26 protein-coding genes and 1 tRNA gene are annotated in these 24,290 nt (G+C 50.4%); 14 read left to right on the forward strand and 13 right to left on the reverse strand.

What is annotated here, in order from left to right; genetic code table 11:
• Window positions 1-347: 347 nt before the first annotated feature.
• Entirely contained in the window at window positions 348-707 is a 360-nt protein-coding gene (locus ACUVQO_RS00130; RefSeq protein ID WP_445923863.1) for a hypothetical protein, read from the forward strand.
• A gap of 365 nt (window positions 708-1,072) precedes the next feature.
• On the opposite strand, the gene lipA is transcribed toward ACUVQO_RS00130, so the two are convergent.
• The gene (gene lipA / locus ACUVQO_RS00135) at window positions 1,073-1,996 is read right to left on the reverse strand and encodes a lipoyl synthase (protein ID WP_445923864.1); all 924 of its coding nucleotides are present in this window, start codon (window positions 1,994-1,996) and stop codon (window positions 1,073-1,075) included.
• A 173-nt stretch (window positions 1,997-2,169) separates the two neighbouring features.
• Between lipA and ACUVQO_RS00140 the strand changes: the two genes are divergently transcribed.
• From ACUVQO_RS00140 to ACUVQO_RS00185, 10 genes are all read left to right on the forward strand, one after another.
• Window positions 2,170-2,595, forward strand: coding sequence for a neutral zinc metallopeptidase (locus tag ACUVQO_RS00140; RefSeq protein WP_445923865.1), 426 nt, complete (start codon window positions 2,170-2,172; stop codon window positions 2,593-2,595).
• 41 nt (window positions 2,596-2,636) lie between these two features.
• A complete protein-coding gene (locus ACUVQO_RS00145) occupies window positions 2,637-2,717 on the forward strand; it encodes a hypothetical protein (RefSeq protein ID WP_445923950.1) in 81 nt (26 codons plus the stop codon).
• 29 nt (window positions 2,718-2,746) lie between these two features.
• Window positions 2,747-3,016 (forward strand): neutral zinc metallopeptidase, encoded by a 270-nt coding sequence (locus tag ACUVQO_RS00150; RefSeq protein ID WP_445923866.1) that lies wholly within the window; start codon window positions 2,747-2,749, stop codon window positions 3,014-3,016.
• Between the two features lie 64 nt (window positions 3,017-3,080).
• A tRNA-Pro gene (locus tag ACUVQO_RS00155) sits at window positions 3,081-3,154 on the forward strand.
• Window positions 3,155-3,522: 368 nt separating this feature from the next.
• Window positions 3,523-5,109: a pyruvate kinase gene (locus ACUVQO_RS00160; RefSeq protein ID WP_445923867.1), complete on the forward strand. Its 1,587-nt coding sequence runs from the start codon at window positions 3,523-3,525 to the stop codon at window positions 5,107-5,109.
• 17 nt (window positions 5,110-5,126) lie between these two features.
• A complete protein-coding gene (locus ACUVQO_RS00165; RefSeq protein WP_445923868.1) occupies window positions 5,127-6,377 on the forward strand; it encodes an acetate kinase in 1,251 nt (416 codons plus the stop codon).
• 57 nt (window positions 6,378-6,434) lie between these two features.
• Window positions 6,435-7,355: a hypothetical protein gene (locus tag ACUVQO_RS00170; protein WP_445923869.1), complete on the forward strand. Its 921-nt coding sequence runs from the start codon at window positions 6,435-6,437 to the stop codon at window positions 7,353-7,355.
• Between the two features lie 597 nt (window positions 7,356-7,952).
• The gene (locus ACUVQO_RS00175) at window positions 7,953-8,114 is read left to right on the forward strand and encodes a hypothetical protein (protein WP_445923870.1); all 162 of its coding nucleotides are present in this window, start codon (window positions 7,953-7,955) and stop codon (window positions 8,112-8,114) included.
• A gap of 231 nt (window positions 8,115-8,345) precedes the next feature.
• A complete protein-coding gene (locus ACUVQO_RS00180; RefSeq protein WP_445923871.1) occupies window positions 8,346-8,609 on the forward strand; it encodes a hypothetical protein in 264 nt (87 codons plus the stop codon).
• Between the two features lie 155 nt (window positions 8,610-8,764).
• Complete coding sequence (locus ACUVQO_RS00185; protein ID WP_445923872.1) at window positions 8,765-9,151, forward strand: alr0857 family protein; 387 nt, start codon at window positions 8,765-8,767, stop codon at window positions 9,149-9,151.
• Window positions 9,152-9,199: 48 nt separating this feature from the next.
• On the opposite strand, the gene ACUVQO_RS00190 is transcribed toward ACUVQO_RS00185, so the two are convergent.
• Entirely contained in the window at window positions 9,200-9,697 is a 498-nt protein-coding gene (locus ACUVQO_RS00190) for a cupin domain-containing protein (RefSeq protein ID WP_445923873.1), read from the reverse strand.
• 230 nt (window positions 9,698-9,927) lie between these two features.
• Complete coding sequence (locus tag ACUVQO_RS00195) at window positions 9,928-10,797, reverse strand: TIGR00297 family protein (protein WP_445923874.1); 870 nt, start codon at window positions 10,795-10,797, stop codon at window positions 9,928-9,930.
• 90 nt (window positions 10,798-10,887) lie between these two features.
• On the opposite strand from ACUVQO_RS00195, the gene ACUVQO_RS00200 reads away from it, so the two are divergent.
• Both ACUVQO_RS00200 and ACUVQO_RS00205 read left to right on the forward strand, forming a co-directional pair.
• Window positions 10,888-11,316 (forward strand): VOC family protein, encoded by a 429-nt coding sequence (locus tag ACUVQO_RS00200; protein WP_445923875.1) that lies wholly within the window; start codon window positions 10,888-10,890, stop codon window positions 11,314-11,316.
• A gap of 456 nt (window positions 11,317-11,772) precedes the next feature.
• Window positions 11,773-12,285: a hypothetical protein gene (locus ACUVQO_RS00205; protein WP_445923876.1), complete on the forward strand. Its 513-nt coding sequence runs from the start codon at window positions 11,773-11,775 to the stop codon at window positions 12,283-12,285.
• Window positions 12,286-12,417: 132 nt separating this feature from the next.
• Here the strand turns inward: ACUVQO_RS00205 and ACUVQO_RS00210 are convergent, their stop codons facing one another.
• The 10 genes from ACUVQO_RS00210 to ACUVQO_RS00255 all read right to left on the reverse strand — a co-directional run bounded on the left by ACUVQO_RS00210 (window position 12,418) and on the right by ACUVQO_RS00255 (window position 20,685).
• Window positions 12,418-13,500, reverse strand: coding sequence for a tetratricopeptide repeat protein (locus ACUVQO_RS00210; protein WP_445923877.1), 1,083 nt, complete (start codon window positions 13,498-13,500; stop codon window positions 12,418-12,420).
• Window positions 13,501-13,605: 105 nt separating this feature from the next.
• A complete protein-coding gene (locus ACUVQO_RS00215) occupies window positions 13,606-13,728 on the reverse strand; it encodes a hypothetical protein (RefSeq protein ID WP_445923878.1) in 123 nt (40 codons plus the stop codon).
• A gap of 25 nt (window positions 13,729-13,753) precedes the next feature.
• Window positions 13,754-13,945, reverse strand: a complete 192-nt coding sequence (locus tag ACUVQO_RS00220; protein WP_445923879.1) for a pentapeptide repeat-containing protein — start codon at window positions 13,943-13,945, stop codon at window positions 13,754-13,756.
• A 305-nt stretch (window positions 13,946-14,250) separates the two neighbouring features.
• Window positions 14,251-15,519: a hypothetical protein gene (locus ACUVQO_RS00225; RefSeq protein WP_445923880.1), complete on the reverse strand. Its 1,269-nt coding sequence runs from the start codon at window positions 15,517-15,519 to the stop codon at window positions 14,251-14,253.
• A 247-nt stretch (window positions 15,520-15,766) separates the two neighbouring features.
• Window positions 15,767-16,219, reverse strand: a complete 453-nt coding sequence (locus tag ACUVQO_RS00230) for a hypothetical protein (protein WP_445923881.1) — start codon at window positions 16,217-16,219, stop codon at window positions 15,767-15,769.
• A gap of 4 nt (window positions 16,220-16,223) precedes the next feature.
• Window positions 16,224-16,664, reverse strand: a complete 441-nt coding sequence (locus ACUVQO_RS00235) for a DUF2358 domain-containing protein (RefSeq protein WP_445923882.1) — start codon at window positions 16,662-16,664, stop codon at window positions 16,224-16,226.
• Window positions 16,665-16,913, reverse strand: a complete 249-nt coding sequence (locus ACUVQO_RS00240; protein ID WP_445923883.1) for a hypothetical protein — start codon at window positions 16,911-16,913, stop codon at window positions 16,665-16,667. It lies immediately after the preceding gene.
• Between the two features lie 37 nt (window positions 16,914-16,950).
• Window positions 16,951-17,148, reverse strand: coding sequence for a hypothetical protein (locus ACUVQO_RS00245; protein ID WP_445923884.1), 198 nt, complete (start codon window positions 17,146-17,148; stop codon window positions 16,951-16,953).
• Between the two features lie 91 nt (window positions 17,149-17,239).
• Complete coding sequence (gene ppc, locus ACUVQO_RS00250; RefSeq protein WP_445923885.1) at window positions 17,240-20,341, reverse strand: phosphoenolpyruvate carboxylase; 3,102 nt, start codon at window positions 20,339-20,341, stop codon at window positions 17,240-17,242.
• A 107-nt stretch (window positions 20,342-20,448) separates the two neighbouring features.
• Window positions 20,449-20,685 carry a hypothetical protein gene (locus ACUVQO_RS00255; RefSeq protein WP_445923886.1) on the reverse strand — a complete coding sequence of 79 codons (237 nt, stop codon included), beginning with the start codon at window positions 20,683-20,685 and terminating at the stop codon, window positions 20,449-20,451.
• Window positions 20,686-20,989: 304 nt separating this feature from the next.
• On the opposite strand from ACUVQO_RS00255, the gene ACUVQO_RS00260 reads away from it, so the two are divergent.
• Window positions 20,990-24,232 carry a hypothetical protein gene (locus tag ACUVQO_RS00260; RefSeq protein ID WP_445923887.1) on the forward strand — a complete coding sequence of 1,081 codons (3,243 nt, stop codon included), beginning with the start codon at window positions 20,990-20,992 and terminating at the stop codon, window positions 24,230-24,232.
• The last annotated feature ends 58 nt before the right edge of the window (window positions 24,233-24,290 follow it).

Raw genomic sequence — 24,290 nt, forward strand, 5'->3', positions numbered from 1 at the left:
TAAGGGGCATCTTTCGGTAGTTCACCAATAGGGAATCAAGCGTTTAGGGAATTCTAACCCTAATGTGCTCTGCTACAGGAATTATGAAAAGACCGCAACGTCGTGGGAGCTTAAGCTAATTCTCAAGAAGCTCAGGCAGTAAGCCGTTTGATCTGAAGCTTTTAAGATGGCGATTTGGGCAAATTGGCAGTTGGACAATTTTTCTGACCGTCGTTGCTTTGCTGGTATCCCTGAATCGTGGGATGAATTCCTGGAACTTGCCGTCTATTCGCCCCAGTGACACTGGTATGACTGTAAACCAGTTGTACGATGCTGTACCGAATCTTCAGGGATGTTAGGAAGGCGTATTGAAACAGGACGAGAAGGATAAAGTCTTAAAAAGAATTAATGAAATTCGTACACTTCACCAACTCCAGCCCGTCACTTATAGCGTTAATAGAGAATTGCCAGCAGCTCAATTGGCTCTCATTCGGGCCGCTAATGCAGAGAAAGAAACACCCATCAATTCTAGCTTTCGGTGTTGGTCAAGTCTGGCAGAACAAAATGTTTTTAATAATGTTGGCTATTCTGTGCATTACTCTTCCAATGGCACGAATCGTTCTGCCATGAGCCTGATTAAATCCGAAGGCTTTCTTGCTGGGATGCTCCAGGATTCACGACGAGGGAATCTAGCGGCCAGACGGCTGCTCCTCAACCCATTCCTGTAATCTATAGCGTGTTTCCACCCTGCAGAGATCTGGCAGTAATCCTCATCTGGTTGCCTATCCCTTTGGGGACTATCCGAAAGAATTGTTCCAAAATAACGAATTTCGCAATGGTTATCCGCTAATGTCAGTTTCTGTGGTCGCTGACCAGATCAATGCATCGAATAACGGTTCTAGCCAGGTAGATTTTGCGATCGCTGGTGTAACAATCAAAGATTCGAATGGAAAATTTGTCCCCATTGATAATCTTCAGTTTGATCACAAGGGATTTGGGGTAGAAAACTTCTTGTCCTGGAGCGCAGACTCAATCAAGCCGGCTGTAAAGTACACCGTTCAGATTAGCAATGTGCGACTGGCGGGAAATTACGTCAACTACGACTACTGGTTTCGCCTGAAGGATGAGCCACGCCGATCGCCTCTTTCTGCCGAGGAAGTTGCTCCATTAAAGCTCTCACCTGTTCGGCATGGTAAGAACTGCGGGTCAGGGGAGAGGCCACGACTTGCAGAAACCCCAGGGATTCGCCGTAGGTTTGCCATGCATCGAATTGTTCGGGAGTGATAAAATCCTGCACTCCTAAATGCTTTTGGGTAGGTTGCAGATATTGGCCGATCGTCAAGATATCGCAGTTCACAGCCCGCAGGTCTTGCATAGTCTGTTTCACTTCCTCATCAGATTCGCCCAGGCCAACCATGATGCCGCTCTTGGTGTAAATCCAGGGGGCCAGTTCATGGGTTTTTTGCAGCAGTTCCAGCGATCGCCCGTAATCTCCCTGAGGGCGCACACGACGATAGAGGCGAGGAATGGTTTCCGTGTTGTGATTCAAGACTTCGGGATTGGCTTGCAGAATGATTGCTAAGGCATCCCAATTACCGCACAAATCTGGAATCAGAACCTCGATCGTCGTTCCAGGAGAAGCATCTCGAATCGCTCGAATGCAGCGATCGAACTGTCCGGCACCGCCATCGGGTAAATCATCCCGGTTCACGGAGGTGACAACAACGTGGTTGAGACGCATCCGGCGGACGGCTTCCGCTAAGCGATCAGGTTCTGTCGGATCGAGCGGCTGGGGTTTCTTCTCAAAGTCAATATCACAGTAAGGACAGGCGCGAGTACAGGCTGGTCCCATGATCAAGAATGTGGCAGTGCCGTTGTTAAAACACTCACCAATATTGGGACAGGATGCCTCTTCACAGACGGTGTTCAGCTTCAGATCCCGCAAAATGTCCTTGACTTTGCCCACACGCTCCCACTGGGGAGCTTTAACCCGTAACCACTCTGGCTTAACCACCACGTTTGCTGCTAGATGAACGACTATTGTTTAGTGTATGAGAATTGATCGAACTTCAGGGAAATTGCAGGGAAAAGCAAAGGCGATTTGATTAAAAGTAATGGATCAAACCTGGTCAATTTGAGATCAAGGCCTATTATCCTACACATACTTCTATCTTCTATTGATCGCCAGCTATGAAATGGGAATTTGGTCGTCGCAGTAGCAACGTTGAAGATCGGCGGGGAATGCCCGCAGGGCCAGTGGTGGGCGGCGGAATTGGTGTGATTCTGCTGGCGATCGTCGTGACGCTGCTGGGAGGTGACCCATCGGCTATTTTGAATCAGGCTCCCCAACGACCAGTAACCGCCCGACCACCCAGGCTTCTGCTCCACCTGCCAATGACCGGATGGCCAACTTTGTTTCAGTGGTACTGGCGGATACCGAAGATACCTGAAGTGCTCTGTTTCGGCAAATGGGCCGTACTTACCGGGATCCAAAGCTCGTACTATTCTCTGGATCCACCCCAGTCGGCTTGCGGCTATGCAAAGCCAGCCATGGAACCGTTTTGCTGTCCCTTAGACCAGAAGGTGTATGTTGATTTGTCCTTTTATCAGGTCTGAAGTATAAGCACAATGCCCCAGGAGACTTTGCCCAGGTGTATGTGATTGCTCATGAAGTCGGTCATCATGTTCAAAATTTATTGGTATTTCAGGAAAGGTGCAATCTTTGCAACGGCGGGTGAGCTAGGAACAGGCCAATCAGCTATCGGTGATGCTGGAGTTACAGGCGGATTGCTTTGCCGGAGTTTGGGGCTACCATGCCGATCGCTCCCGCCAGATCCTGGAACAGGGGGATGTGGAAGAGGCGCTGAATGCGGCCAGTAGTATTGGGGACGATCGCTTGCAACAGAAAGCCAGGGGATACGTAGTTCCAGAATCCTTTACCCACGGCAGTTCTGCCCAACGGGTACGCTGGTTTAAACGGGGCATGCAGACGGGTGACATTAACCAGTGCAACACCTTTGAAGCCCGCAATCTTTAATCAGGCCTAATCTGAATCAGCCACTATGGGAATATGATACTCTGGGTTAGTATCATTGATGTGGCGGGATGTAGCGCAGCTTGGTAGCGCACTTCGTTCGGGACGAAGGGGCCGCTGGTTCGAATCCAGTCATCCCGATTGAGCGATCGCAAAGGATGGAGAAAAATTGTTGCCTCTCGTTTCTATGGCTAGCGCGATCGATTTTCAGTTCTATCTCAATTCCATTTGCCATTGCTACAGGAAGTGGTAGAGGTTTTATCGCTAACCATGCTGATACAAGTTCTGCCAGATCAAAATGATACGGTAAGGAGTAAGGAGTCAGAGTCGCGAATTGAGAAGAACGACAGCGAGTTCTGATGGCCAATCCCCAAAACTTACCTTCCCTTAACCTCTTCGGTACACAATCTTAGGGTTAAAGTCTTTAGACTTGGATTGAAAACACCGAACTATGTTGGAACCTGCTCATACTGTTGAAATCTTTCAATGGATATTTCATGCGAGGGGGAATGATGGTTCTATCACTTCCTGAACCAGCGGATAGTTTACCCTTTGCCCTGGAACATCTCAGCCATACTAATCCCTATGCTTTGTTGAAAGCAATGACCCTGTTGCGGCAGATGGTTCATGACCAGGGACAGGCTATGTTTGAGCAGTGGCGATCGCGCATCCATCGACCTGACTTCCTTCCCAGTGCGCTGAACCTAGCTTACTATCTGGCTCTCCGACGCTATGATTTGCGTCCCTTGCAAACGGCCTTAATGCCCTGGGGGTTGTCCTCTTTGGGACGAATTGAAGCACGAGTAATGCCCAACCTGGATGCGGTAATTGCAACTCTGAGTGCGATTTGCCATCTGGATCCGGCTTCCTGTCTTCCCCGTCCCGTACCTGCGGATTTCTTCGCTGGCGACCATCAGCTGCAGCATCATACGGAAGAATTGTTTGGCAAAGCAGTGGGCGATCGACGAGTTCATATCATGGTCACTTTACCCACTGCAGCGGCGGAAAATTATGACCTGATCCGAGACTTGATGCAGCGGGGAACAACCTGTGTTCGCATCAACTGTGCTCACGATACTCCGGATCAGCGGCTGGCCATGATCAACCATGTGCGACGAGCCAATCGGGAAATGGGACGCGCTTGCAAGGTATTGATGGATCTGGGCGGCCCTAAACCTCGCACTGGAGAAGTCTTCCGTCCAGTTGATCAGAAGCGTGTATGCAAAGGCGATCGCATCTGGCTCTCGCGGGAGGCCATACCACCTTCTAGCACCGAAGCGATCGTTCTCAACTCCTTACCCCCCGGTTACTTTCAGACTGGATGTATGCTGCCCGGAATCATCGAGCATTTACAGGTGGGAGCCTCTGTCTGGATTGACGATGGTAAGATTGGCGCACGGGTGGTCGATACTCATCATTCCCTATCTACTGAGAGTCAGGATGGGGTATTGCTGGAGGTGATGCAGGTTGGCCCGAAAGGTGCCAAGTTGCGGCCTGAAAAGGGGATGAATTTTCCCGATACTCTATTGCCCCTGAATCCGTTAACGGATCAGGACTTGCAAGATCTAGATTTTGTGGTGGCTCATGCCGATATTGTGGGTTATTCCTTTGTGCAAACGGCAGCAGATATAGAACGCTTGCAAAACGAGATTGCAGCTCGATTGCGGGGACGGACATCTAAGCTGGCGATCGTCGCCAAGATTGAAACGCCTACAGCCGTGCAGCATCTCCCCGAACTGATTGTGCAGGCCGCAGGTCGCTTTCCTTTTGGAGTGATGATTGCGCGGGGAGATCTGGCGATCGAGATTGGGTATCAGCGGCTGGCAGAAATGCAGGAAGAAATCCTCTGGCTCTGTGAAGCGGCTCACGTTCCGGTAATCTGGGCGACTCAGGTGCTGGAAAATCTGGTGAAAACAGGGCTGCCTTCACGGGGAGAAATCACCGATGCGGCGATGGCAGAACGAGCAGAATGCGTCATGCTCAATAAAGGCCCATTTATTGCGGAAGCCGTTACCATTCTGGATGATGTGCTAATCCGAATGCAGGCACATCAACTGAAAAAGACTTCTCAATTGCGGGCACTACATTCCTGGTAATTCCACCCCCTAAACCTATGAAGATATTGGTGCTCAACGCCGGATCCAGCAGTCAGAAAAGTTGTCTCTATGATCTGCCCGACGATCGCTTACCGGAGGATCCCTTAGAGCCAGTGTGGGACGGCTTTGTGGACTGGACTCACCATCAGGGCTTTGCGGAAGTGCGGGTGAAGACGGCCGCAGGAACAGTACTCAAAGAAGAGATTCAAACGACCGATAAACCCGCCCTAGTCCAGCACTTGATGAATACCTTGTGGCAAGGTGAAACGCAGGTCATTGCAGAACCTGGTGAAATTGTTGCCGTAGGGCATCGAGTTGTTCATGGGGGAGACAAATACCAGGAACGGGTACGGATTACGCCAGCAGTAAAAGCCGCGATCGCCGAACTAGCCGTCTTTGCCCCGGTACATAATCCTGCCAACCTGGAAGGCATTGAAACCACCGAGCAAATTTTGGGGCCAACCGTTCCTCAGATCGCCGTTTTCGACACCGCGTTTCATGCTCACCTCCCTCCACCAGCCTATACCTACCCCATCCCTTACCGTTATCTGGAACAAGGCATTCGTCGCTATGGATTTCATGGCATCAGTCACCAATACTGCGCCCACCGAGCTGCTCAACTCCTGGGTCGGAACCTCCAGGATTTGCATTTAATTACCTGTCATTTGGGCAATGGTTGCTCCCTGGCTGCGATTCAGAATGGAGTCAGCATTGATACAACGATGGGCTTCACGCCCTTGGAAGGCGTGATGATGGGCAGTCGTTCTGGTTCCATAGATCCTGGAATTTTAATTCACCTTTTGCGCCAGGAGAACTATACAGCCGAGGAATTGGACAAGCTGCTGAATCGTGCTTCTGGCTTGCAGGGAGTCTCTGGAGTCTCCGCCGATTTGCGACAGGTGATGAGCGCGATCGCCGATGGCAATCAGCAGGCCAAGCTGGCTTTTGATGTTTACATTCATCGCCTCCGAGCAGGGATCGGCTCCATGCTGGCCAGTCTGGGAGGACTGGACGCTCTGGTCTTTACCGCAGGTGTAGGAGAAAACTCCGCCCCTGTACGAGCCGCCGCCTGCCAAAATCTGGCCTTTCTTGGCCTGAAACTGGACTCCGACAAGAACAACTCTCACCCCGTTGATCAGGACATTGCCGCCCCAGATTCAACCATCCGAGTCCTGGTAATTCATACGCAGGAAGACTGGGCAATCGCGCAGGAATGTTGGAGGTTAGTAACCAGCGATCTCCCAATGATACATAATCATTTACGGTGATCACCATCCCCTGATCCCCGCTTCCTCATCCCTGATCTCTAATTTCAATCCCCTCCAATGCTCGTTTGGTTCATGCATGGTGCTTCTGTCCGGCAACCCACCTACGCCGATCCGTTGCGATCGCGACTGATTGCAGAATTTACTGCGCTGGGCTTACCTATTCCAGCGTTCTATTCCGCTTACTGGGGAGACACCCTGGGCAATACCAACGAAATTTGGGACTTTGTGCAGCAAGATCTGGAAGCCTTCAAATTTGAGCATCCCCAGATCGACGTGGATGATGTGTTTCACTATCGCCAGCGCCGAGAACAACTGATCAATGGCTTCTTCCACGACATCTTTAAATACCTGAGTAGTGAGCGAGGCAAGGAAATCCGGCACACCGTTGCCACCCAATTTCTGGACTTCCTGACCGACAATCCCCTGGAAGAAGATCTGCATATCGTGGTGCATTCCCTCAGCAGCGTTATTTTGTGGGATCTGCTATTTTCAGAAGCTTATAGCACTGAAGGAGATCCAGCCTACTACGTGCGTCAAGTGATTAAGGGACTAAGTGGCCCAGGAGAAGGTCGCAAAGTCCGATTACGCAGTATCAGCACAATGGGCTGTCCGCTGCTGATCTTCCGACAATTGATGAGCGTGAATAACCAGAAACTGATTGAGTTTGCAGGTCGCTATATAGGCGATCCCCTGCGCTGGGTCAATATCATTCATGCCTCTGATGTATTTGCCTATCCTTTGCGCTCCAGCCTTAACTTAGAAGGTTCCAACCTGTTTTTCCGTGATCATTATCTAGGCGAACGCAACTTTTTCAAGAAGAACATTGGCGATGTGGCAATGGCTTTGGGACTAGCTACCGATCACAGTCGCTACTGGCGTAGTTTACGAGTCAGCAAACTGGTGCAGGCCAATCTCTTAGGAGACTACGAAACTCTGGCTTATAACAGCCCAGTTCTGGACTTCGGCGACTTTGACTAAAGCTTAGCAGAGTATATTCTTGGTATGCCGCTACGTACAAACCTAATTCGGACTGAAACCAATGAAAATTCTGTGTGAATGTGGACATACGATATCCGATCAAACAGATTGCATTAGTTATAAAGCCTATTTCGTGGGTAGTTGGCTGAGATAATCTCAGACCTAACCCCCTTCCCTACAAGGGAAAAAGGCTTTGAAGAGTTCCCCTCTCCGCATCAGGGAAAGGCCAGGGTAGAACGCAACCAAGTACAAATGGCTGGTACTGAGAGCTATAAAACGCATAGCTTGAAATCAAGCCAAAGATTCCCTGCAACCTATGTCCTAAGGGAAAGCTATTATGACCCTTCTTGATTTCACGATCGCTAAACTGCAGCAACTTCCTGAACCACTTTTATAAGAAGTGAACGATTTCATTGATTACGTTATCTATAAGTACCAGGCTAGGGCGACTGATAGCCGGTCTGCTGAGGAATTTGTGAGAGCATGGACGCAGTGGTTTGAAACTGTGGATCACTTGGATGGAGCAATTTTATCTGAATCGGTCACTGATTATCAGCAACTGTTACTCGACAAATATCGACAACAAGGTCTAGACCTATGATTCTGTGCGATGCAGGGGTTTTACTTTACCTGGTCGATCGTACCCAGCCCCAGCATCAAGCCTGCAAAAATGCAGCTCTACGTTTGGCAAAGCCTCTTACCACAACTTGGTCTTGCCTGACGGAAACCATGTATCTCGCCCTTCATCGGGGCGGTTAGCAGATACAAAAGCAGTTGGGGCAGCTTCTTCTAGATAGACTGCTGACAGTTTACGAAATTCAGGAGAGTGACTTCTTGTTTTACCGGATTGGCGATCAGGGCACCTTTGATGTCATTCAAATTTAGTCCGGAATTCACCTTTCAGAAATTGATTCTCCAGGAGTAGACATACTCATACTACATCTTGTAGTATCTAGTAATAAGTTTTTAACCAATTTGTCCATTCCTGCCATGAAACGTCTGTCCTGCTCACTGTTACCGAGTTCAGCCCTGCGTCAGCCCATACCAGGGCAACTGGCGATCGCGGGCTGGCTCATGGGTGAGTGGACGAATCATAGACCCAATCTGGCCGGACTTATCCTAGGAGCTATTAATCATTTTTTCGTTACCCAGTTTTTGGTCGCCCAATTGCCGATCGTCCAAGATGGTCGGTTGATTCGAGCTCAAATTATTTTGCCAATCCAGAGCGGGAGGTGCAGGGAGAGCCTGTGCTGACCTAAGTAAGCCAATCCCCTGAGACGCTTAAACCCCCGCTCCTGAAAACCAGAAGTGGGGGTTTATTGTTGCCGATTTTTTGCAGATTAAGACCCGTTCCGCTTCTACCACTCTCTCCATAAAAATTTTTCCCATTTCTCAAGGAGACAGCACGCATGCTGAAGCTGACCTACACCGAACATGGACTGCGGTTAGAGCGTGTCGCCACTTCCCTGGAAGGCTTAATTGCCCAACGGGTTGTTTTAGCCATCCGTACCGGACAACGGTTGCACATTGAACCCGGACAGGCATCGTTTCTGTTACGAGCCGACGCTCCTAGCTTAACCCAACTGCAGCGGATGGTGCGGATGGAACAAACCCTGATCGTCACCATCACACCCCTGGATGACGGCTTTGTGGAAGTCACGGTGCGGGGAAGCTGGATCGCTGAAACGATCGCCGCTCACGAAGGCATCTTCATCACCGCTTTGTCTGATATGTCAGAGTTCTTGCTGATGCAATTGTGGGAAGCGACCCAATCTCAGATGTCGTTCTTAGCCTAAAAAAATCTCGTAGAGGCGTTCCGCCAGAACGTCTCTACAATCGTCATCCTACGCCACAGAAGTCTTCAACGGAACATCCCGATAAGACTTGGCTGCTGCATCCAGAAGGGCTTCGGCAATTTCCAGATTGTAGGGGAAGGGTTGTTTTAGAGGGCGATAGTCGCGTGGATGGGCTGGGCCGTGACGCAGCACTGAATTAATGGCGATGCAGGGGGCAGCCGTGAGGTTAATGCTGCCGTGAGGAATGCCCGGTGGGATTCGCACCACACGGGGATCGCGATCGGTCAGCAACAAATATTGATAGCGACCATTTTGCAGAACCACCAGCACCACCTGTCCTTTAATCACCACCAACTGATCCGTTTGAAAACGGTGCACGAAGAGATCTTCTACGGTATTGGGAGCAATATAGACCAGGTTTGTTTCATGGCTGGAAGGCAGACGAAATTCCTTTGTACTGGCTAAGTCAACAGGACAAATATCAATTCCCTCGGCTGGATGAATGCAGCACAAAGGTCTGATTTCAATCTGGTTTACTAAACCCATATTGGTGATCCTTGCTGTGTAGAAGCGGTATTTTTTAATGACCAAAAGCGGTTAATCGGCAATTTTTCTATCGATTCGGCAGTTCTTCTAGGGGGAATTGTGTCTATATACACTGTGTTATCACTTACGATCCCCGCTCGTCCACTATCCACAGTAGTAGGAAACCCTGTAATGAATTGCAATAAAAGTGACATTACCTGGCTGGAACCAGACCTGACACCATTGCCGCATTAAAGTATGCCCGGAATAAAAGGTTGAAGGAGCAGGGCGATCGCAATCGCCCCAATCGCCCCAATCAAGGTATTCAGGATATTCACCAACTCATTCGTCAGCCAATCAAACTGGTTCTGGAGAGTGGCACCAATCAAGCTTTCGGCATTGGTGGCCATAAAAGCGGCGATCACACAAATCACGACCCCCCAAATTGAGATTAAACCTACAGCCCAACCCAAAAGTGCGATCGCGATCGAAGCCACAACTCCCGCCAGAGTTCCCTCCAGGCTGATGGCTCCCTCTGTCCCACGGGGCACGGCTTGTAATGTGGTGATTAAATAAGTCCGTTGGCCATACGCCTTCCCAATTTCACTGGCACAGGTATCGGCTAATTTAGTACTGAAGCTGGCAACATATCCCAGTAACAGGAGCGCTGCCCAAATAGCAGATGGGCTGGCTTGCGGAGAAAACGTCGTCAGGGCTAGAACTCCCACCGCACACAACGCTCCCGTCAGTGCTGATCCCCAGACATTCTCCGGCCCTCGTGCGCCCGATCGCTTTTCTGCAATCCCTTCTGCCTCTTTTTGCGCCATGCCGACTTTGGTGACAGCTGATCCCACCAGGAAGTAAAACATCACCACGGCATACCCCTGCCACCCCAGACATCCCCAGATGATCACCCCCAAGGCCCAGGCATGCAGAAGTCCCGCAGGAGTCAACAGTTTTTGGGGAGCAAACCAGGCGATCGCCCCCAGAACCGTATTCAAAGCCACTGCAACCAGCCAGTGATTGAGCGAGGGTGTAGGGTAGAAGATGAGAAGATAGGAATGGGGGAGGAGAGAGAAGAAGATCAGAGATCCGAGATCGGCGATCGGGTCGAACAACATGGGTGTGGGTAGAAAACGACACCCCTATTTTGCCAGTGATTTCCCTCTACTCACCCTCTCCCATTCCCCACTCCCTACTTCCCATTCCCTATGAATCCCACTCTCTTCCACCTCGCCTTCCCCGTTGGCAATATTCCTGATACCAAAGCCTTTTATGCGGAGGGATTGGGTTGCCGGGTGGGGCGAGAAAATGCCAAATCGGTCATTTTAGATCTGTATGGTCATCAACTGGTGGCCCATGTCACGGATGAGCCGCTGAAACCGCAACGAGGAGTCTACCCGCGTCACTTTGGGTTAATTTTTACGGCAGAAGCGGACTGGGAAGCATTACTGAAACGGGCAAAGGAGCAGTATCTTTGTTTCTACCAACAGCCGAAGCGACGCTTTCCAGGAACGGAGTTAGAACATCGCACCTTCTTTCTGGAAGATCCTTTTTACAATCTCCTGGAGTTCAAGTATTATTGTCACCCAACGGCAATTTTTGAAGAACGGGAGTTTGTCCAGATTGGCGATCGCTAACCACTTAGCATCAACGGTATTTCATGCGAGCGAAGATAGTCTGAGTATTACGCCAGCCATGCAGCAACAGAGCAGATTTTCCCAATTGTGGCGGCATCGCTCAGACGGACTGAGAAATTAGAAATAGGGCAAATAAATGTAACAGTTATTCCCCATCTAATCGCTGAAGTGTGATGAGTTAGGAGCAAGCATCTGTCAAAGTAACATTTAGTAAAGAAATGTAGATGATTCTTGCTTGTGTTCCCAATAAACTCTCATAATCGGTGACGGGATCAATCGAGTTGCGATCGCTGTAATCTTAGCATCGGCAGCCTCATGCTTGATAACTTGCGGAAGTTGATAGGCGAGTAAATCAGGTATTAGCATACAAACGTTTTAGAAACTCTGAGTGAGAGTTTTCTAAACATTTTGACTTGTAAACGGGGTCAGTATAAGCGAACTTTAGGAGCAGTTCTAATGAGTGGTCTAATTAATTTCATCAAAAGTTTATTCTCTGGAATTTTTGGGTTTTTCGGTGGTCTGCTAGGCGTCAAGAAAAAAACTGAAGCCCTTTCTGGCAGCGAAACCAAACCTGCCGCTAAGAAGGGCAATTCGGGTTTCTATTTAGAGTTAGATGAGTCCAAAGCTGGTGCAGCCCAGGCTGGCTCTCCGGCTCCTGCCCAAACTGCAAACGGCGCAACAGTTGAGGCTAAGCCAACTGAGGTCCAATCTGCAAAAACTAGCCGGAAAGAAAAGTTGGCGGCTCTGGCTGAAGGGAAGCAACCTGCTGCAGCTACCCCAGCGCCTGCTAAAGCACCAACGGCAAAACCAGCAGCAGTGGCTGCACCAGCACCGAAGCCAGCTACTTTTGAACCGGAAACGGAATTTGCCACCAAGTATCTGGTGACAAATGGCAGCAACAGCCGTCGCCGTCCCGGTGCCAATATGTCTACCTATCTGGACATGGCCCGTAAGATGAAAGTCGGCTAGAAACCGATAACAGACATAGCGTAGGGGCACAGCATTCGGCAGGTAATTTTAACTGATACCCAAGCATTATTGCCTGCATGCCGAGCCCTTACTACCTTATTGATTGTGTTAGGAGTGAGTTCTGTCGCACTCCTATTTTTTTGCGATCGCACGGGAGCGTTGCAGGAAGGCCAGACTGCTGTACAGATGAAAGGCGGTATCCAGGTAACAATCCGTCGATCGCGCCAGATGAATATGGGAAGGGATGCGATCGAGAACAACGGTAAAGTCTTCTGTGGTTTCAGCAAATGGGGTGAAAAGGGACTGAATTGGAGTTTCAGGAAGTTGCTGATTCAGCCCTGCACTCAACTCGTTCCAGTATTGACGAATCGTGTCGTGGTGAACATTTGCCGATACACCCTGATGAAAGTCGTACTGACTATCCACCAACCGCAGAATACACTGCCGATGAATCAGGTGCAGGTCACAGACATGAACGTAATCCTCAACGTGTTCTTTCCATTCCAGGCGATCGCGATAGCCCAAATCTACCACCTGCCCAAAAATCGGTAACAATCCCTCCACTCGCTGCCCCACCTCTGACCAGTTAAAAGATAGTAATCCAGACTGATTGGCATCATTGAAACAAACGACAGAGGCTGTCGGCACAAAGGTTTGGAAGTAATGGATGCGAAAAACTTGAATCGCTTGCAATTCGGAGAGGGATGCCCAAAAAACCGGAATTTCCGCCTGCAGGAGTTCCTGGCCATACACCTGTAACTCCCCAATAGAACCAGAGCGATACAGCCGCCATCCCCGACTGGGCAACAGTCCCCGTGCCGTATAAGTATCGATTTTCATAATCTGGGCAAAGCGTTGAACGATCGCATTCCGGTTCTCTCCCGCTACCGCTTCCAGAATCATCACTCCCGGTTCCTGGCTGGACGCATCCGCAGTCGCCTGCGCGATCGCCTGTTGTCGCCGTTCTTTCTCTGCCTCCTCCAATCGTTGTAAGCCCTGCCGCGCCTGTGCCATCAACTTGGGATTGGTACTCTGTCGCAACAGTTGACGGTAAATAGTCTCCGCAGCACTCGCCTTACCCGATACCTCCTGCAAGCGGGCCACATAAAACTGCACCCACGGATCCTGAGGCGACTGTTTGAGCAATTCTTTTAATAATTGAGCCGCTGTTCGATAATCCTGACGATCGAAGGCCGCGATAACTGGTTCCAACATGGAAGTAAAAAGTTTTAAGCTCTCAATTTTAAGTTTTAGGTTCTGCATTGACTCAACTTAAAACTTAAAACTTAAAACTCAGAACTTTCTTGATTGATACTGCTCTTAACCTGGAAACCCTAACACCTTCAGGATTAAGGGCAACAACTTGCTGCGAGCCTCGGCCAATTTAGCGGTGTCGGGCAAAGTATTGACCGCGGCAGCGAACATCTTTTTGGCTTGTCGCACCAGTCCTTCTTTCTGGGCGGGTTCTTCATTGGTGTCCGGTGAAATTTCCCCCTTTCAAGATGGCGTTGGTAAAGTTTGTGCTGCGAATGTCGGCTCCACTGAAGTCTGCGTCGGAGAGATCCTGTCCTTTAAAATTTTGTCCCCGCAGGTTAGCACCGCGAAAATCCCGTTCTCCTTTGCTGACGAAGTTCTTTAGCCCGTTGAAGTTTGGCAGCACCGACCACCTGCCCAACAATAGGGAAGCGCTGTGCCCATCCTGTAATTCTGGCTGATTTGAATGGGCACGCCAAGCTCTGCCCCATTCTACTGATGATGATTGAGTCTAATAGGCAAGAGTTCCAATGATTTCATAGCTCTTCCACTCATCGGCAGGCAGCAGTTTGAGAGCGGCGATCGTCCAGCATCAGATATCCTCTACTGAAATCAACTATGCTTTCAGTAGATCCAGGACTCCAATAGCCAATTTCTAACAGGTGTCTCTCCTGATCAGTCCAAAATCCAAAATCGCTAATCCAAAATCTGCTAAATCCAGGAGTCTTGGTCTGATGAGTCTGATGGCTGCTTTGCTTGCTTCGGTTGCAATTCCGGTAAAGGTTGGAGTACAACCTCTGTTGGCTCTGGCGGTTCTGTGATGTCCCAGGGATCATCGTCCAGATTGAGCGAGTCTTCGTCCAGGATCCATGGCTGATTCTGATGGTGATCTTTAGACTTGGGACGAGCCACTCCCCAGGGTTCCTCACTGGTATCAGCCTCCTCCTCTGGCCCAAACGCCCGGATTTGCCGCAACAGATCTTCATCTTCCGGGGTTGTGGGAACCGAGGTTGGATGGGTGTTTCCCCAGTCTTCAAAACAGTCTGCTGGTTGTGAGGTTTGCGGTCTAGCTGGAGATGGGGACGGGGTTTCCTCCTCCCAGCCTGTCAACCAGTCTTCGTCGTCTACAGGTGCAGCAGGGCAAGGGGATGGTTCCACCGCCACCTCCCAGTTCTCAAACCAGTCTTCTGCCCGATCGTGAACTCGTTCTGCCCAGGCGCTTCCCGTTTCGCTGGTTTGTTCGACCAGCGTTTCTGTCCCTTCTCGCAGTTGCTCACTCAACTCCTGGGCTTTTTCTCTGGCCTGTTCTGCCAGCAGTTGTGCCCGTTCCTTCGCTTGTTCTGCCAGAGTCTTTAATTGTTCTGCGGTTTGCTGAGTCTTATCCTGTACCCGTTGCGCCAGCGATCGCAATTCTTGAGTCGCCTGGGTGTATTCCTCCTTGATCGTACTGGCTGCCTTGGCGAACTTCTCCTGAATACCCTCCCGGTACGGCTCAAAGTCTTTCAGGGAAGTGGCCGCAACGACGACCCGTTTGAAGCCAAAGCTGATGATTTGGGATGGGGGCAGGCGGTAGATGCTGCCGATGACTTCACTCAGGCGATCGACCACAACCAGATAAGCGGTAATTGCCCCGGTGCGCAAATTAAATTCGCAGTCTGTAATCCGGCCTAATTGATGACCTGCCTCACTCCATAATTCGCAGTGAATGAGCGATTCCAGTTGTCGCACCCGGTCTGCATCTGTGGGATCAGGTTGGGAATGAGTCAGGATTCCGTTGTCTCCGATCGCCTCCACCTGGGATAGTTTGAAAGCCAGTTTTTGCCGCCCCAGAAAGCCAGATTTAGTGACGAACCCCAATACACGATGGGCTGGGGGGTACATCCATAACACCTCAATCCGCCCCAGTTCTTCCATCGTGCGGTGATTTAGCACTAACTGGTTGATTAATTCACTGTGTCGAATGACCTCAGGTTGGGGCATGGATGGAGCAGGAATAGGGAGTCGGCAATAGTTGTGTTCACCATTTTAGTATTGCGACCCATAGATGCTGCAATATTGCAATACTCAGCACTCAGGAGCTTTCTAGGAAAGACATGACTCTGGTACGGGCGTAGCATTCAGGCAACGATTGTGGCCTTTTACCAGGGGGAAACTGCCGCACGCCACGCCCCTAAGATTTCTCGGCCCTCATTTCTGCCTGACCCAGGAGACCCAATTGTTGTGTGATCTATTCGGTTTTCTTTTCCGTCCCCTTCAACAGGGTGGTGTTGATGTAAGGCTTTTCAGTGGGCAGTACGTCAGGCATCAGGAGAGTTTTGCTGAGTTGCGATCGGCCAGTCAACTCGGCCCGCTTCAGTTGGGGATAGGTAATGGATGGGGGTGGATCGGTCGGCACAGCAGACTGAATCAGCAGGGTCTGGCTGCAGGGGGGATGCTCGGAGGGCACAGCAGATTCGATTAATAAAGTGGTACTCACGTCCTGATGCTCAGCGGGCACAGCAGACTCAACCAGTAAAGTTTTGCTTACCTGAGAGGGCAGCGACTCATCGAGTGGGTCTTCGGATGGTGGGCGATAGGGATAAGTCATAGGAAGGTCTCTGGATGGGGTATAGATGCCTGCTGCAAAGAAGTGAGGCGATCGCAGGAATCCTTCCTCACTATAAAATTCTGGCTGCCGCAATTGCTCAGTTCGGCCAAAACTGTTTCAAAATTTCACCTGGAGAGCGATCCCAGGTATCAATGTGCTCGTAAATCAGTCCTTCTGAATTGAACTGATACAGGGAGTAGCCATTGAACAGGAGGTCAGGCTTCCAGGGCAAGCGCAGGGTTCCCCTGACTGTCCAGTCGGCCCGAATGCTAGCATCGCCAACGGGATAGACGTCGTGCAGATCAAAGGCCAGGTTGGTAAAAAATAAGCGTCCGTGAAAACGCAGTGTCCAGAAGACAATGCGGTAGTTGAACTTTCCCTTGAAGGTATTGATCGGATCTCGGAAGTAGATGTCAGAACTGTAGATGTCGTAGGACAAATCTTTTTCAAACAGGGTGGGGAGTTCCTGCTTAAGTGTTTGAATAGCGGCTTCAAGCTGGTCAGCAAGGAGTTGGTTGGGCGAGAGGTGCGATCGCATTTACAGCCCCTGTTCCTGTTGCAACACTGTGTCCTTCGAGTTTCCCCAATAGGCGCTGTAGGTAATCACTTCGTTATTGCCCTGAATTTCACTTGACCAACGATAAATAGCCAACTTTGGATCGACTCCGATTTCCAGCAATTTAGCCCCCATGTAATACTCCATCTGGCGGCGAGTCATATCCTTCAGCGCACTGGGTTTATTTTTTTCTACTCTACGAGTCAGGTGCGCTTGTGTGTGTTTTGCCATAGTTCCGGGTAACAACCGTAATTCATCATTTGATCGTTTATTGATGATAAACCAGTACCCAGTTAGCAGGTTGCTCCAGTTCCTCAAGCTTACCCTGTAATATCAGCCACAGTGCGGTACATATCCGAATGTTGTCGGTCATCAAATAATGGTGGGGCTTGGCCTGAACTCCCTGCACCGCTGTACCTGCATTGCTAGCTTCGTCACAAAAGGTACCTACATGCTTGGCCTGCAACAGTACAGTGGGATACTAATTGATGCCTTTTGTCCACCCCTGGCTCCACCCCTGGCTGTTTGAGCCTAACATGCGAGGGAGCTATTCGTCCTCAACCCGTATTGCGCATTCCAGCGGCGATGCCGTTAATGGTGAGCAGAGCACCCCGCAGGAGTTCGCCTTTGCTGTAGCGCGATCGCACCACTCCAGTTGTGGCTTCGTCCTTGGTTCGTCGCAGCCGCTTGAGCAGGGACACTTGTAAAAAGCCCAGAGGAACGATCGTGCCATTGCGTAACTGTACCGATCGTTGCAGGTCGGGATCACCATCCAACAGGCGTTTATGACCCGTTACTCGGAGGATCATTTCGCGGGTGAGGTAGTACTCATTTGCAATTTGCTCATAGACTGGCTCAAAGCGTGCCTTGTCCTCTGGTTTCACCAGTTCATTCACATAATGGCGAGCAATTTGCAAATCCACCTTGGAGAGGGTCATTTCTGCTTTAGACACGACCATCTTGAAGAACGGCCACTTGAAATAGAAATATCGGAGCAGTTTCAGGTGTTCTTCTGGGTGCTCCTGCAAAAAGTCTCGCAGCGCAGTCCCCATACCATACCAGGAAGGCAGTAAGAAGCGGCTCTGCGTCCAACTGAAGACCCAGGGAATGGCTCGCAGGCTACCCAGATCCTTTTTGCCGCCCCGACGAGCAGGACGAGAGCTAATTTGTAGCTGACTGATTTCCTCAATCGGGGTCACTTCATGGAAGAAATCAACAAAATCAGGTTGTTCGTAAATCAACGCCCGGTAGTGAGCACGAGAACGGGCAGACAGTTCTTCCATAATCTCGTGCCAGGGTTGAATGTCATCAAACCCGGTGCGCAGGAGACTGCCTTGGATCACTGCTGTCACCACTTTCTCGAGATTATAGAGAGCCAGCTCGGGCAAGGAATATTTGGATGCCAGCACTTCTCCTTGCTCGGTAATCTTGATTCGCCCACAGAGACTGCGACCGGGTTGAGCTAGAATCGCCTCATAAGCAGGGCCACCGCCGCGACCAACGGAGCCGCCCCGACCGTGGAAGATACGTAATAACACACCATAGCGTTCGGCTAATTGCTGCAGGCTCTGTTGGGCTTTATGGATTTCCCAGTTACTGCTCAGGAAGCCAGAATCCTTATTACTATCGGAGTAGCCCAGCATCACTTCTTGCAGATTTGGAGCCAGTCGCCAGGGTTGCTTGCCATTGGGCAGCGGTTCGTTGATGGAAGGATGATCGCCCGCCAGCATCTTCCGATACACAGGCAACTTAAACAGAGAAGCCAGCACATGGGAGGCTTTTTGCAGATCCTCCACCGTTTCAAACAGGGGAACGACGCGTAACGTACTCACGCCTGTCGCTGGATCATACAATCCAGCCTCTTTAGCCAGGAGCAGTACTTCCAGCAGGTCGCTGGCATCGTGGCTCATGCTGATGATGTAGGTATGGCAGATTTCGGGACTGAATTCTTCCTGCAGGCGCCGCACCATGCGGAAGGTTTCGATCGTCTCGTTAGCCTTGTTCGAGAAGGGCAGTTCACCTGGAATCAGGGGGCGACGGGTTTGCAGTTCGGTGGCTAACCAGCGAATCCGTTCTTCCTCAGAAAGCTCGGTGTAGGGTCTGGGCAAAATTTGCAGGTACTCGACAATCTCGTTGAAGGTGTCGGAATGGCGGGTACTTTCCTGGCGAATATCCAGGTTGGCTAAATGAAAGCCATAAATCTTGACCTGACAGATCAGGTTATCCAGATCTCGACAGGTGAGGCCCGTTTCTTGAAGGCTACGTTGAATCAGTTCCAGCTCGGCCAGGAAGGCGTCCCCAGAACGGTAAAAGGTGGTGAATTGCTCCGGCTGATCGGGCTGGATATACTCGCCTTTGTACATCTTCATGCTGCGATCGCGGGTATTCTCCAGCCGCTGCTGAATGTAGGACAACTTCAAGCGATAGGGTTCCTGCCGATAGCGAATCGCAAGGCGCTCATAAACCGCTGGAATTTGTAGTTGATCTTGCTCCAGAGACTCCAGTAGTTCGGGCAGCACATCACTCCAGTGCAGCGATAGGCTCAGCAGATCGATCAGCTTACGAACGGAGTTAATGTATTTATCCAGTACCAGATTGCGCTGGTAACAGGCCGTCTGCCAGGTAATTTGCGGGGTAACAGAAGGGTTGCCATCGCGATCGGAACCGACCCAGGAACCAAAACGACAGAAGTCCGTTTGAGGGGGCTTCAAGGTCGGGAACGAGGTTTTCATCGCCTGCTTAAACCGCTGGTAAAGCTGGGGAATCACATCAAACAGCACTTCCTGGAAGTAATGGAGCGCGTAATCCACCTCATCCAGCACCGTAGGTTTAAACTGATGCAACTCATCCGTGCGCCACCACAGGCGAATTTCCTCCATCAATTGCTCCCGTAGTTGCCGCTTATCCACCGAGTCAATGTCAATTGCCTGAGCGACCTGCCGTTCTTCTACCTGATCCAGTTGGCGGAGAATCGTGGCAATCCGCCGCTGCTTATCTCGGATGGTATGCCGCACAATTTCTGTCGGGTGAGCGGTAAACACGAGTTGAATGTCCAACTGATCTAGCAAATTTTGAATTTGCTGCGGCGGCACATTCAGGCTTTTTAATTTGGGAAACAGCCAGTGAAACGTTCCCAATTGGCGGCGAGCATCTGGGTCATGTAGCGTTTTCTCTAACAGATCGGCTTCCAGGCGACTGGCAGGCGTGGTGTCTTCCCCTTTAGACCCAGCCGTTGAGGCAGCAGTATGACTATTCTGAGAAGTTTCTCGCACACCAGCCCGGTATTGCAGTTGGTCACGCTGTTCATAATGCTGCTCGACGATGTTGATCAGTTGAAAGTAGAGGGCAAAGGCACGGGCAGCCCGAATCGCCTCATTCAAATCGAGTTTTTCAATCACCTGCAAGACTTCCGACTCGACAAACGTATTTGCTTGCCCTTCTGGTGAACACAAATGTCGCAGTTGATTAAGCAGATCGACCAGGGTCTGGCCACATTCTTGTTGAAGAACGCTTTCCCATAATTCCTCAACTACTTTCAGCCGATGTCTTAAGAACAGGTCAGAGGCGGAGGAATTTACAGCTAAGTCTGCCAAAACGCCAGGCTCGATCGCTGCTCTAAAACCAAAGGCATCATCTGTCGAAGAACGTGTTGCACTCATGGAGTCGGTTTTTCAAAGGATAGTCTGACTATTTTATGAGCTATTTTGAAGTTTTGCAGTTCTTCCTGAACCCAAATTTTCAACTCAAAACTGCGAGACGAGCATTCCTAAGGATCTCCCGTATCAATAGAGGAAGGTTGGCTGGGAAATTTGAGCAATGGCAGGCGATCGCCCCGAAACACCTCTTCGCTTAACTGTCCGAGTTCCTGGGCGATCTGGGTGAGGATCTTAGTACCAACTAATCCAACCACCAGGGGAACGGTTGCTAGACTGATAAGTAAATCAACCGGAACAACCATTTTGGGCGAAAGTCGTTGATGGGAGGGAGCGTTCGGAGATTCCATAGGTCAATCAGGTCGATAACTTTTGTAAAGAAAAATACACAGGGAGTGGCAGCAGAATCCAGAGTAGATGGCCCTCATCAATCACAGCAAGCATTAATCGAACGCAATATCCGTGAGCAAAATCGGAATTTGGGTGTTCAATTCATTCAGAGGGACTTGACGAGTTGGCGAAGGAAGCATAACTTTAATGACCGATATAAATCACTGACTTAGACCGTCCTTATTCATTAGCTGATGCAACACTCCAGAAAACCAATCTGGAAGAAGCTTCATCCCATCAACAGACCGTTAGACATATGCTCTCATGCTAAACGACGATGGACAATTCCCTACTTCCTCAATCAGTAGCCCAACTCGGAAATCTGCTGACAAACCAGGCTCTTTAACTCGCTGGATACAGCAAGTGATTGGGCAGAGCAATATCAGGGTCAAGATGCGGTTACGGGGAAACAACCTGCATATTCTTTGCGAGGGGTCTAATTGTCCAAATGCTGAAGTGATTGTACTCCAGTTACAGGCAGCGCTGAAAACTACCTCTCTGGCGGTATTGTTAGGGGACGACGCAGACCAGGTGCATCGGGCATTGGTTCACGGTCGTCAGGTGGGACAAAAAGAGGCTGCCTGGAGCCAACGAATTGATATCGCCAGCCGCAACTCCCTCCCTCACAAGAAACACAAGCATCAGGGTTCTACTCATCATCGGGTCAATCGCACCGCAGTTTCTCAATCCCCAGCCGCAACGACGATTGCTCAGCCCCTTGATCCTGCCTCTGCTGCGGAACCCGATGAAACGCTGGAATTAGCACAGCAAGGTCAGCCGGATGCGATCGCCCGCTACCTGAGCGATGCGCTTAACATCCTGAATATTGCCATTCGCGCCAAAGTCAAGCCCTATTCCCCAAAAACTCAAAGTTCTGTAAAAGACAATTTCAGAGCAGATCAGCCATCCTCCATAAACCGTTTGCTAGTGGTTTGTGAATCGGCCTACAGTCCAGATCCGGCTTTGCTGGCGGCACCGATCGCTCAAAAACTGCGGGAACTGGAACTGCGGGGATTTAGGGATGCGCTAGTGTTTGGGCAGGTGAGGGGAGAAGCTCAACCTGAGTGGGTAACTCGCATAGACCTGACTCCAGCGGATGAGATTTTGCAGGAGTGGTCTCGCTGGGGCGATATTCAGGCCATCACCCGGTTATTCAATCGATCGCTGGCCAGTCAGCATCTGAAATTTTCAGCCTTACTTAAAGACTCCACCCTGCACCTGACTTGTGCAGGGGATGCCGGATCTCCTCCGGAGCAAATAACAGCGATCGCAGCGATTCGTTCCTGCCTCCAGTCGCTGGAACCCCAGGGAATTCATGCCGTTACCATTTATGGAGTTGCCAGTCTTCCGGATGAGTCATCGGAAGTTCTACCTGCCTGGGTTCACTGGCTAGATCTGCCTGCTGCTCACCAACCAGAGCTTGCTCTACCGACTCTGGAACTGGCCAAGCAGGGCAATCTGGCAGCGATTACCTTTCTGCTGACTCGCTTACTCAATCCGAACTTAGAAGATAAGTTAGCAACGGGTGGCATTCGGGTACAAATTTGCCAAAAAGAAGACCTGCTACATATCATGACGGATGCCCTCATTTGCCCCCGTCAGGATGCGATCGCTCCCGCCATTGTTCGCTGCTTGAAACCCTTGCAAATTGCCTCTGTAGCAGGTGTCCGAATTTATGGACGCCGGGCCGGACAGCGGCAGCCTTTGTGGAATTATGGGGTGGATTTCGTTCCACGTCGCAATCGGTTAGTTCCAGAGGCAACTCCTGAATTTGCCGCTTCCGATGTACATGTAGATGATCTGTTGGCCCCACCGGGCGCGCTTGTCCTCTGGTCAGAGTTACCTCCCGATGATTGGCGAGCCAAACTCTATCAGTGGTCTGGCTCAACTCTAAAACAGGTACAGCGATCGCTGATTGCCACTCAACTCTTCATTCCCTCAGAAACAACTCACTTAGCTCCGGCACTTACTCCAGCCAACTTTTCCCCAACTCCCTCTTCTCGTCAACGGTTAGCGATTGCTGCTCTCTGGAGCACTATAGGACTGCTGCTGGTTGTGCAAACCGACTGGCTACTGGGACGCTGGATTCAACCCCTAGTCGACCAAGATACAGCCCCAGCCAAACCGATTGCAGCCCCCCCTGCTGCTCCACCAGTTGTCAGTCAGGCGGCATCTCCGATTCCTGCTGTTCCCCTGAATAAACCGAAAGCCGAGGATTGGGAGAATTTTAATGCTTCTGGATTTACGCAACCGGGCAGTACTGTGGTCAGACCCCCGGCCAAGGAGAAATCTCCTAAGGTCACCAGTCCCCTTCCTGCTTCACCCATGCAGGCGAAAGCCGATCAATTGCCTGACTTCAAAGTGGACTATCCTACCTTCAATAGTCGGCAACTCGATCGCCAACTAGTGGTCTATAAGCGTTATTTAGAAGTCAATGGGCCTCCGGATGTCCTGATCGTTGGCAGTTCCAGAGCATTACGCGGAATTGACCCAACCCAACTGAAAGCCGCTCTGGCCGAACAGGGCTATGCGGGGTTGAAAGTTTTCAACCTGGGAATTAATGGGGCCACGGTACGGGTGGTAGATTGGTTGATTCGTCAGGTGTTGCCCCAGGAGAAGTTACCCAAACTAATTTTGTTTGCTGATGGAGCGCGTGCCTTCAATAGCGGTCGGCCCGATCTGACCTATAACGGTATTCTGGCTTCTCAGGGATATCGCACACTGGTTGCAGGCACTCCGCCGATCGCTGGCATCACGGCGGCCAAAGCTGCTCCTACCCAACCGCAACCTTCCGCAGCCAATGCCAATTCCAGTGCTAACAACTCCACGGCCTCTCCCGCAAATCCCTATCAAGTGCTCAATGAGAGTTTTAATAAGGCACTGGGAGGATTTTCGGTGGTTTATTCCCAGCGCGATCGCCTCAAAACCAAACTGCGAGAACAACTCATGGCCTGGTTGCTACCGCAAGGACTGTCATCAGATAGCATGATGGCATCCTCAAATAGTTTGCTCAATTCCTCTTCGCTACCCGCGGCGGCCACCTCTGCTCCCGCCTTGACTTCTGATGGCGAAGGCATGATTGATATCGAAGGCTTTTTACCACTCTCAATTCAGTTCAATCCCATCACCTACTATCAAAAATATGCTCGTGTACCGGGCGATTATGATACCGACTACGAAGCGTTTAACCTGCAAGGGATACAGACGGAAGCCCTGGTGAACCTGGCTCAATTTGCGAAAGCGCGGCAAATTCCCCTGATCTTTGTCAATTTACCCCTGACTCAGGAATACCTGGATCCCATTCGCAAAAAACATGAGCACGAGTTTCAAGCCTATTTACTGAATTTGGCTCCTCAACTAGGAATGGTCTTTCGAGATTTGAGTGGCGCCTTAGCCACCCAGTCCAACTATTTCTCCGATCCTAGTCACTTAAATCGCTATGGAGCCTACGAAGTTTCTCGTCGTCTGGCTCAAGATGTGATGATCCCGTGGCAAGTGACGCGGTAGCGAGTTGAGAATTAAGAGTTGGGAAAATCGTCGTTAAAATGAAGGAGAGTGTTACAAA

The sequence above is a fragment of the Leptodesmis sp. genome, assembly GCF_052746595.1.

Excerpts from the sequence above, each read along its gene's own strand:
- ACUVQO_RS00210 (WP_445923877.1), bottom strand. The coding sequence starts at position 13,500 with ATGTTGGAACCAGTTATCGCGGCCTTCGATCGTCAGGATTATCGAACA.
- ACUVQO_RS00165 (WP_445923868.1), top strand. The coding sequence starts at position 5,127 with ATGAAGATATTGGTGCTCAACGCCGGATCCAGCAGTCAGAAAAGTTGT.
- ACUVQO_RS00225 (WP_445923880.1), bottom strand. The coding sequence starts at position 15,519 with ATGCCCCAACCTGAGGTCATTCGACACAGTGAATTAATCAACCAGTTA.
- ACUVQO_RS00185 (WP_445923872.1), top strand. The coding sequence starts at position 8,765 with ATGCTGAAGCTGACCTACACCGAACATGGACTGCGGTTAGAGCGTGTC.
- ACUVQO_RS00235 (WP_445923882.1), bottom strand. The coding sequence starts at position 16,664 with ATGCGATCGCACCTCTCGCCCAACCAACTCCTTGCTGACCAGCTTGAA.
- ACUVQO_RS00260 (WP_445923887.1), top strand. The coding sequence starts at position 20,990 with ATGCTAAACGACGATGGACAATTCCCTACTTCCTCAATCAGTAGCCCA.
- ppc (WP_445923885.1), bottom strand. The coding sequence starts at position 20,341 with ATGAGTGCAACACGTTCTTCGACAGATGATGCCTTTGGTTTTAGAGCA.
- ACUVQO_RS00255 (WP_445923886.1), bottom strand. The coding sequence starts at position 20,685 with ATGGAATCTCCGAACGCTCCCTCCCATCAACGACTTTCGCCCAAAATG.
- ACUVQO_RS00160 (WP_445923867.1), top strand. The coding sequence starts at position 3,523 with ATGATGGTTCTATCACTTCCTGAACCAGCGGATAGTTTACCCTTTGCC.
- ACUVQO_RS00140 (WP_445923865.1), top strand. The coding sequence starts at position 2,170 with ATGAAATGGGAATTTGGTCGTCGCAGTAGCAACGTTGAAGATCGGCGG.
- ACUVQO_RS00195 (WP_445923874.1), bottom strand. The coding sequence starts at position 10,797 with ATGTTGTTCGACCCGATCGCCGATCTCGGATCTCTGATCTTCTTCTCT.
- ACUVQO_RS00180 (WP_445923871.1), top strand. The coding sequence starts at position 8,346 with ATGAAACGTCTGTCCTGCTCACTGTTACCGAGTTCAGCCCTGCGTCAG.
- ACUVQO_RS00200 (WP_445923875.1), top strand. The coding sequence starts at position 10,888 with ATGAATCCCACTCTCTTCCACCTCGCCTTCCCCGTTGGCAATATTCCT.
- ACUVQO_RS00205 (WP_445923876.1), top strand. The coding sequence starts at position 11,773 with ATGAGTGGTCTAATTAATTTCATCAAAAGTTTATTCTCTGGAATTTTT.
- ACUVQO_RS00190 (WP_445923873.1), bottom strand. The coding sequence starts at position 9,697 with ATGGGTTTAGTAAACCAGATTGAAATCAGACCTTTGTGCTGCATTCAT.
- ACUVQO_RS00240 (WP_445923883.1), bottom strand. The coding sequence starts at position 16,913 with ATGGCAAAACACACACAAGCGCACCTGACTCGTAGAGTAGAAAAAAAT.
- ACUVQO_RS00170 (WP_445923869.1), top strand. The coding sequence starts at position 6,435 with ATGCTCGTTTGGTTCATGCATGGTGCTTCTGTCCGGCAACCCACCTAC.
- ACUVQO_RS00175 (WP_445923870.1), top strand. The coding sequence starts at position 7,953 with ATGATTCTGTGCGATGCAGGGGTTTTACTTTACCTGGTCGATCGTACC.
- ACUVQO_RS00150 (WP_445923866.1), top strand. The coding sequence starts at position 2,747 with ATGCTGGAGTTACAGGCGGATTGCTTTGCCGGAGTTTGGGGCTACCAT.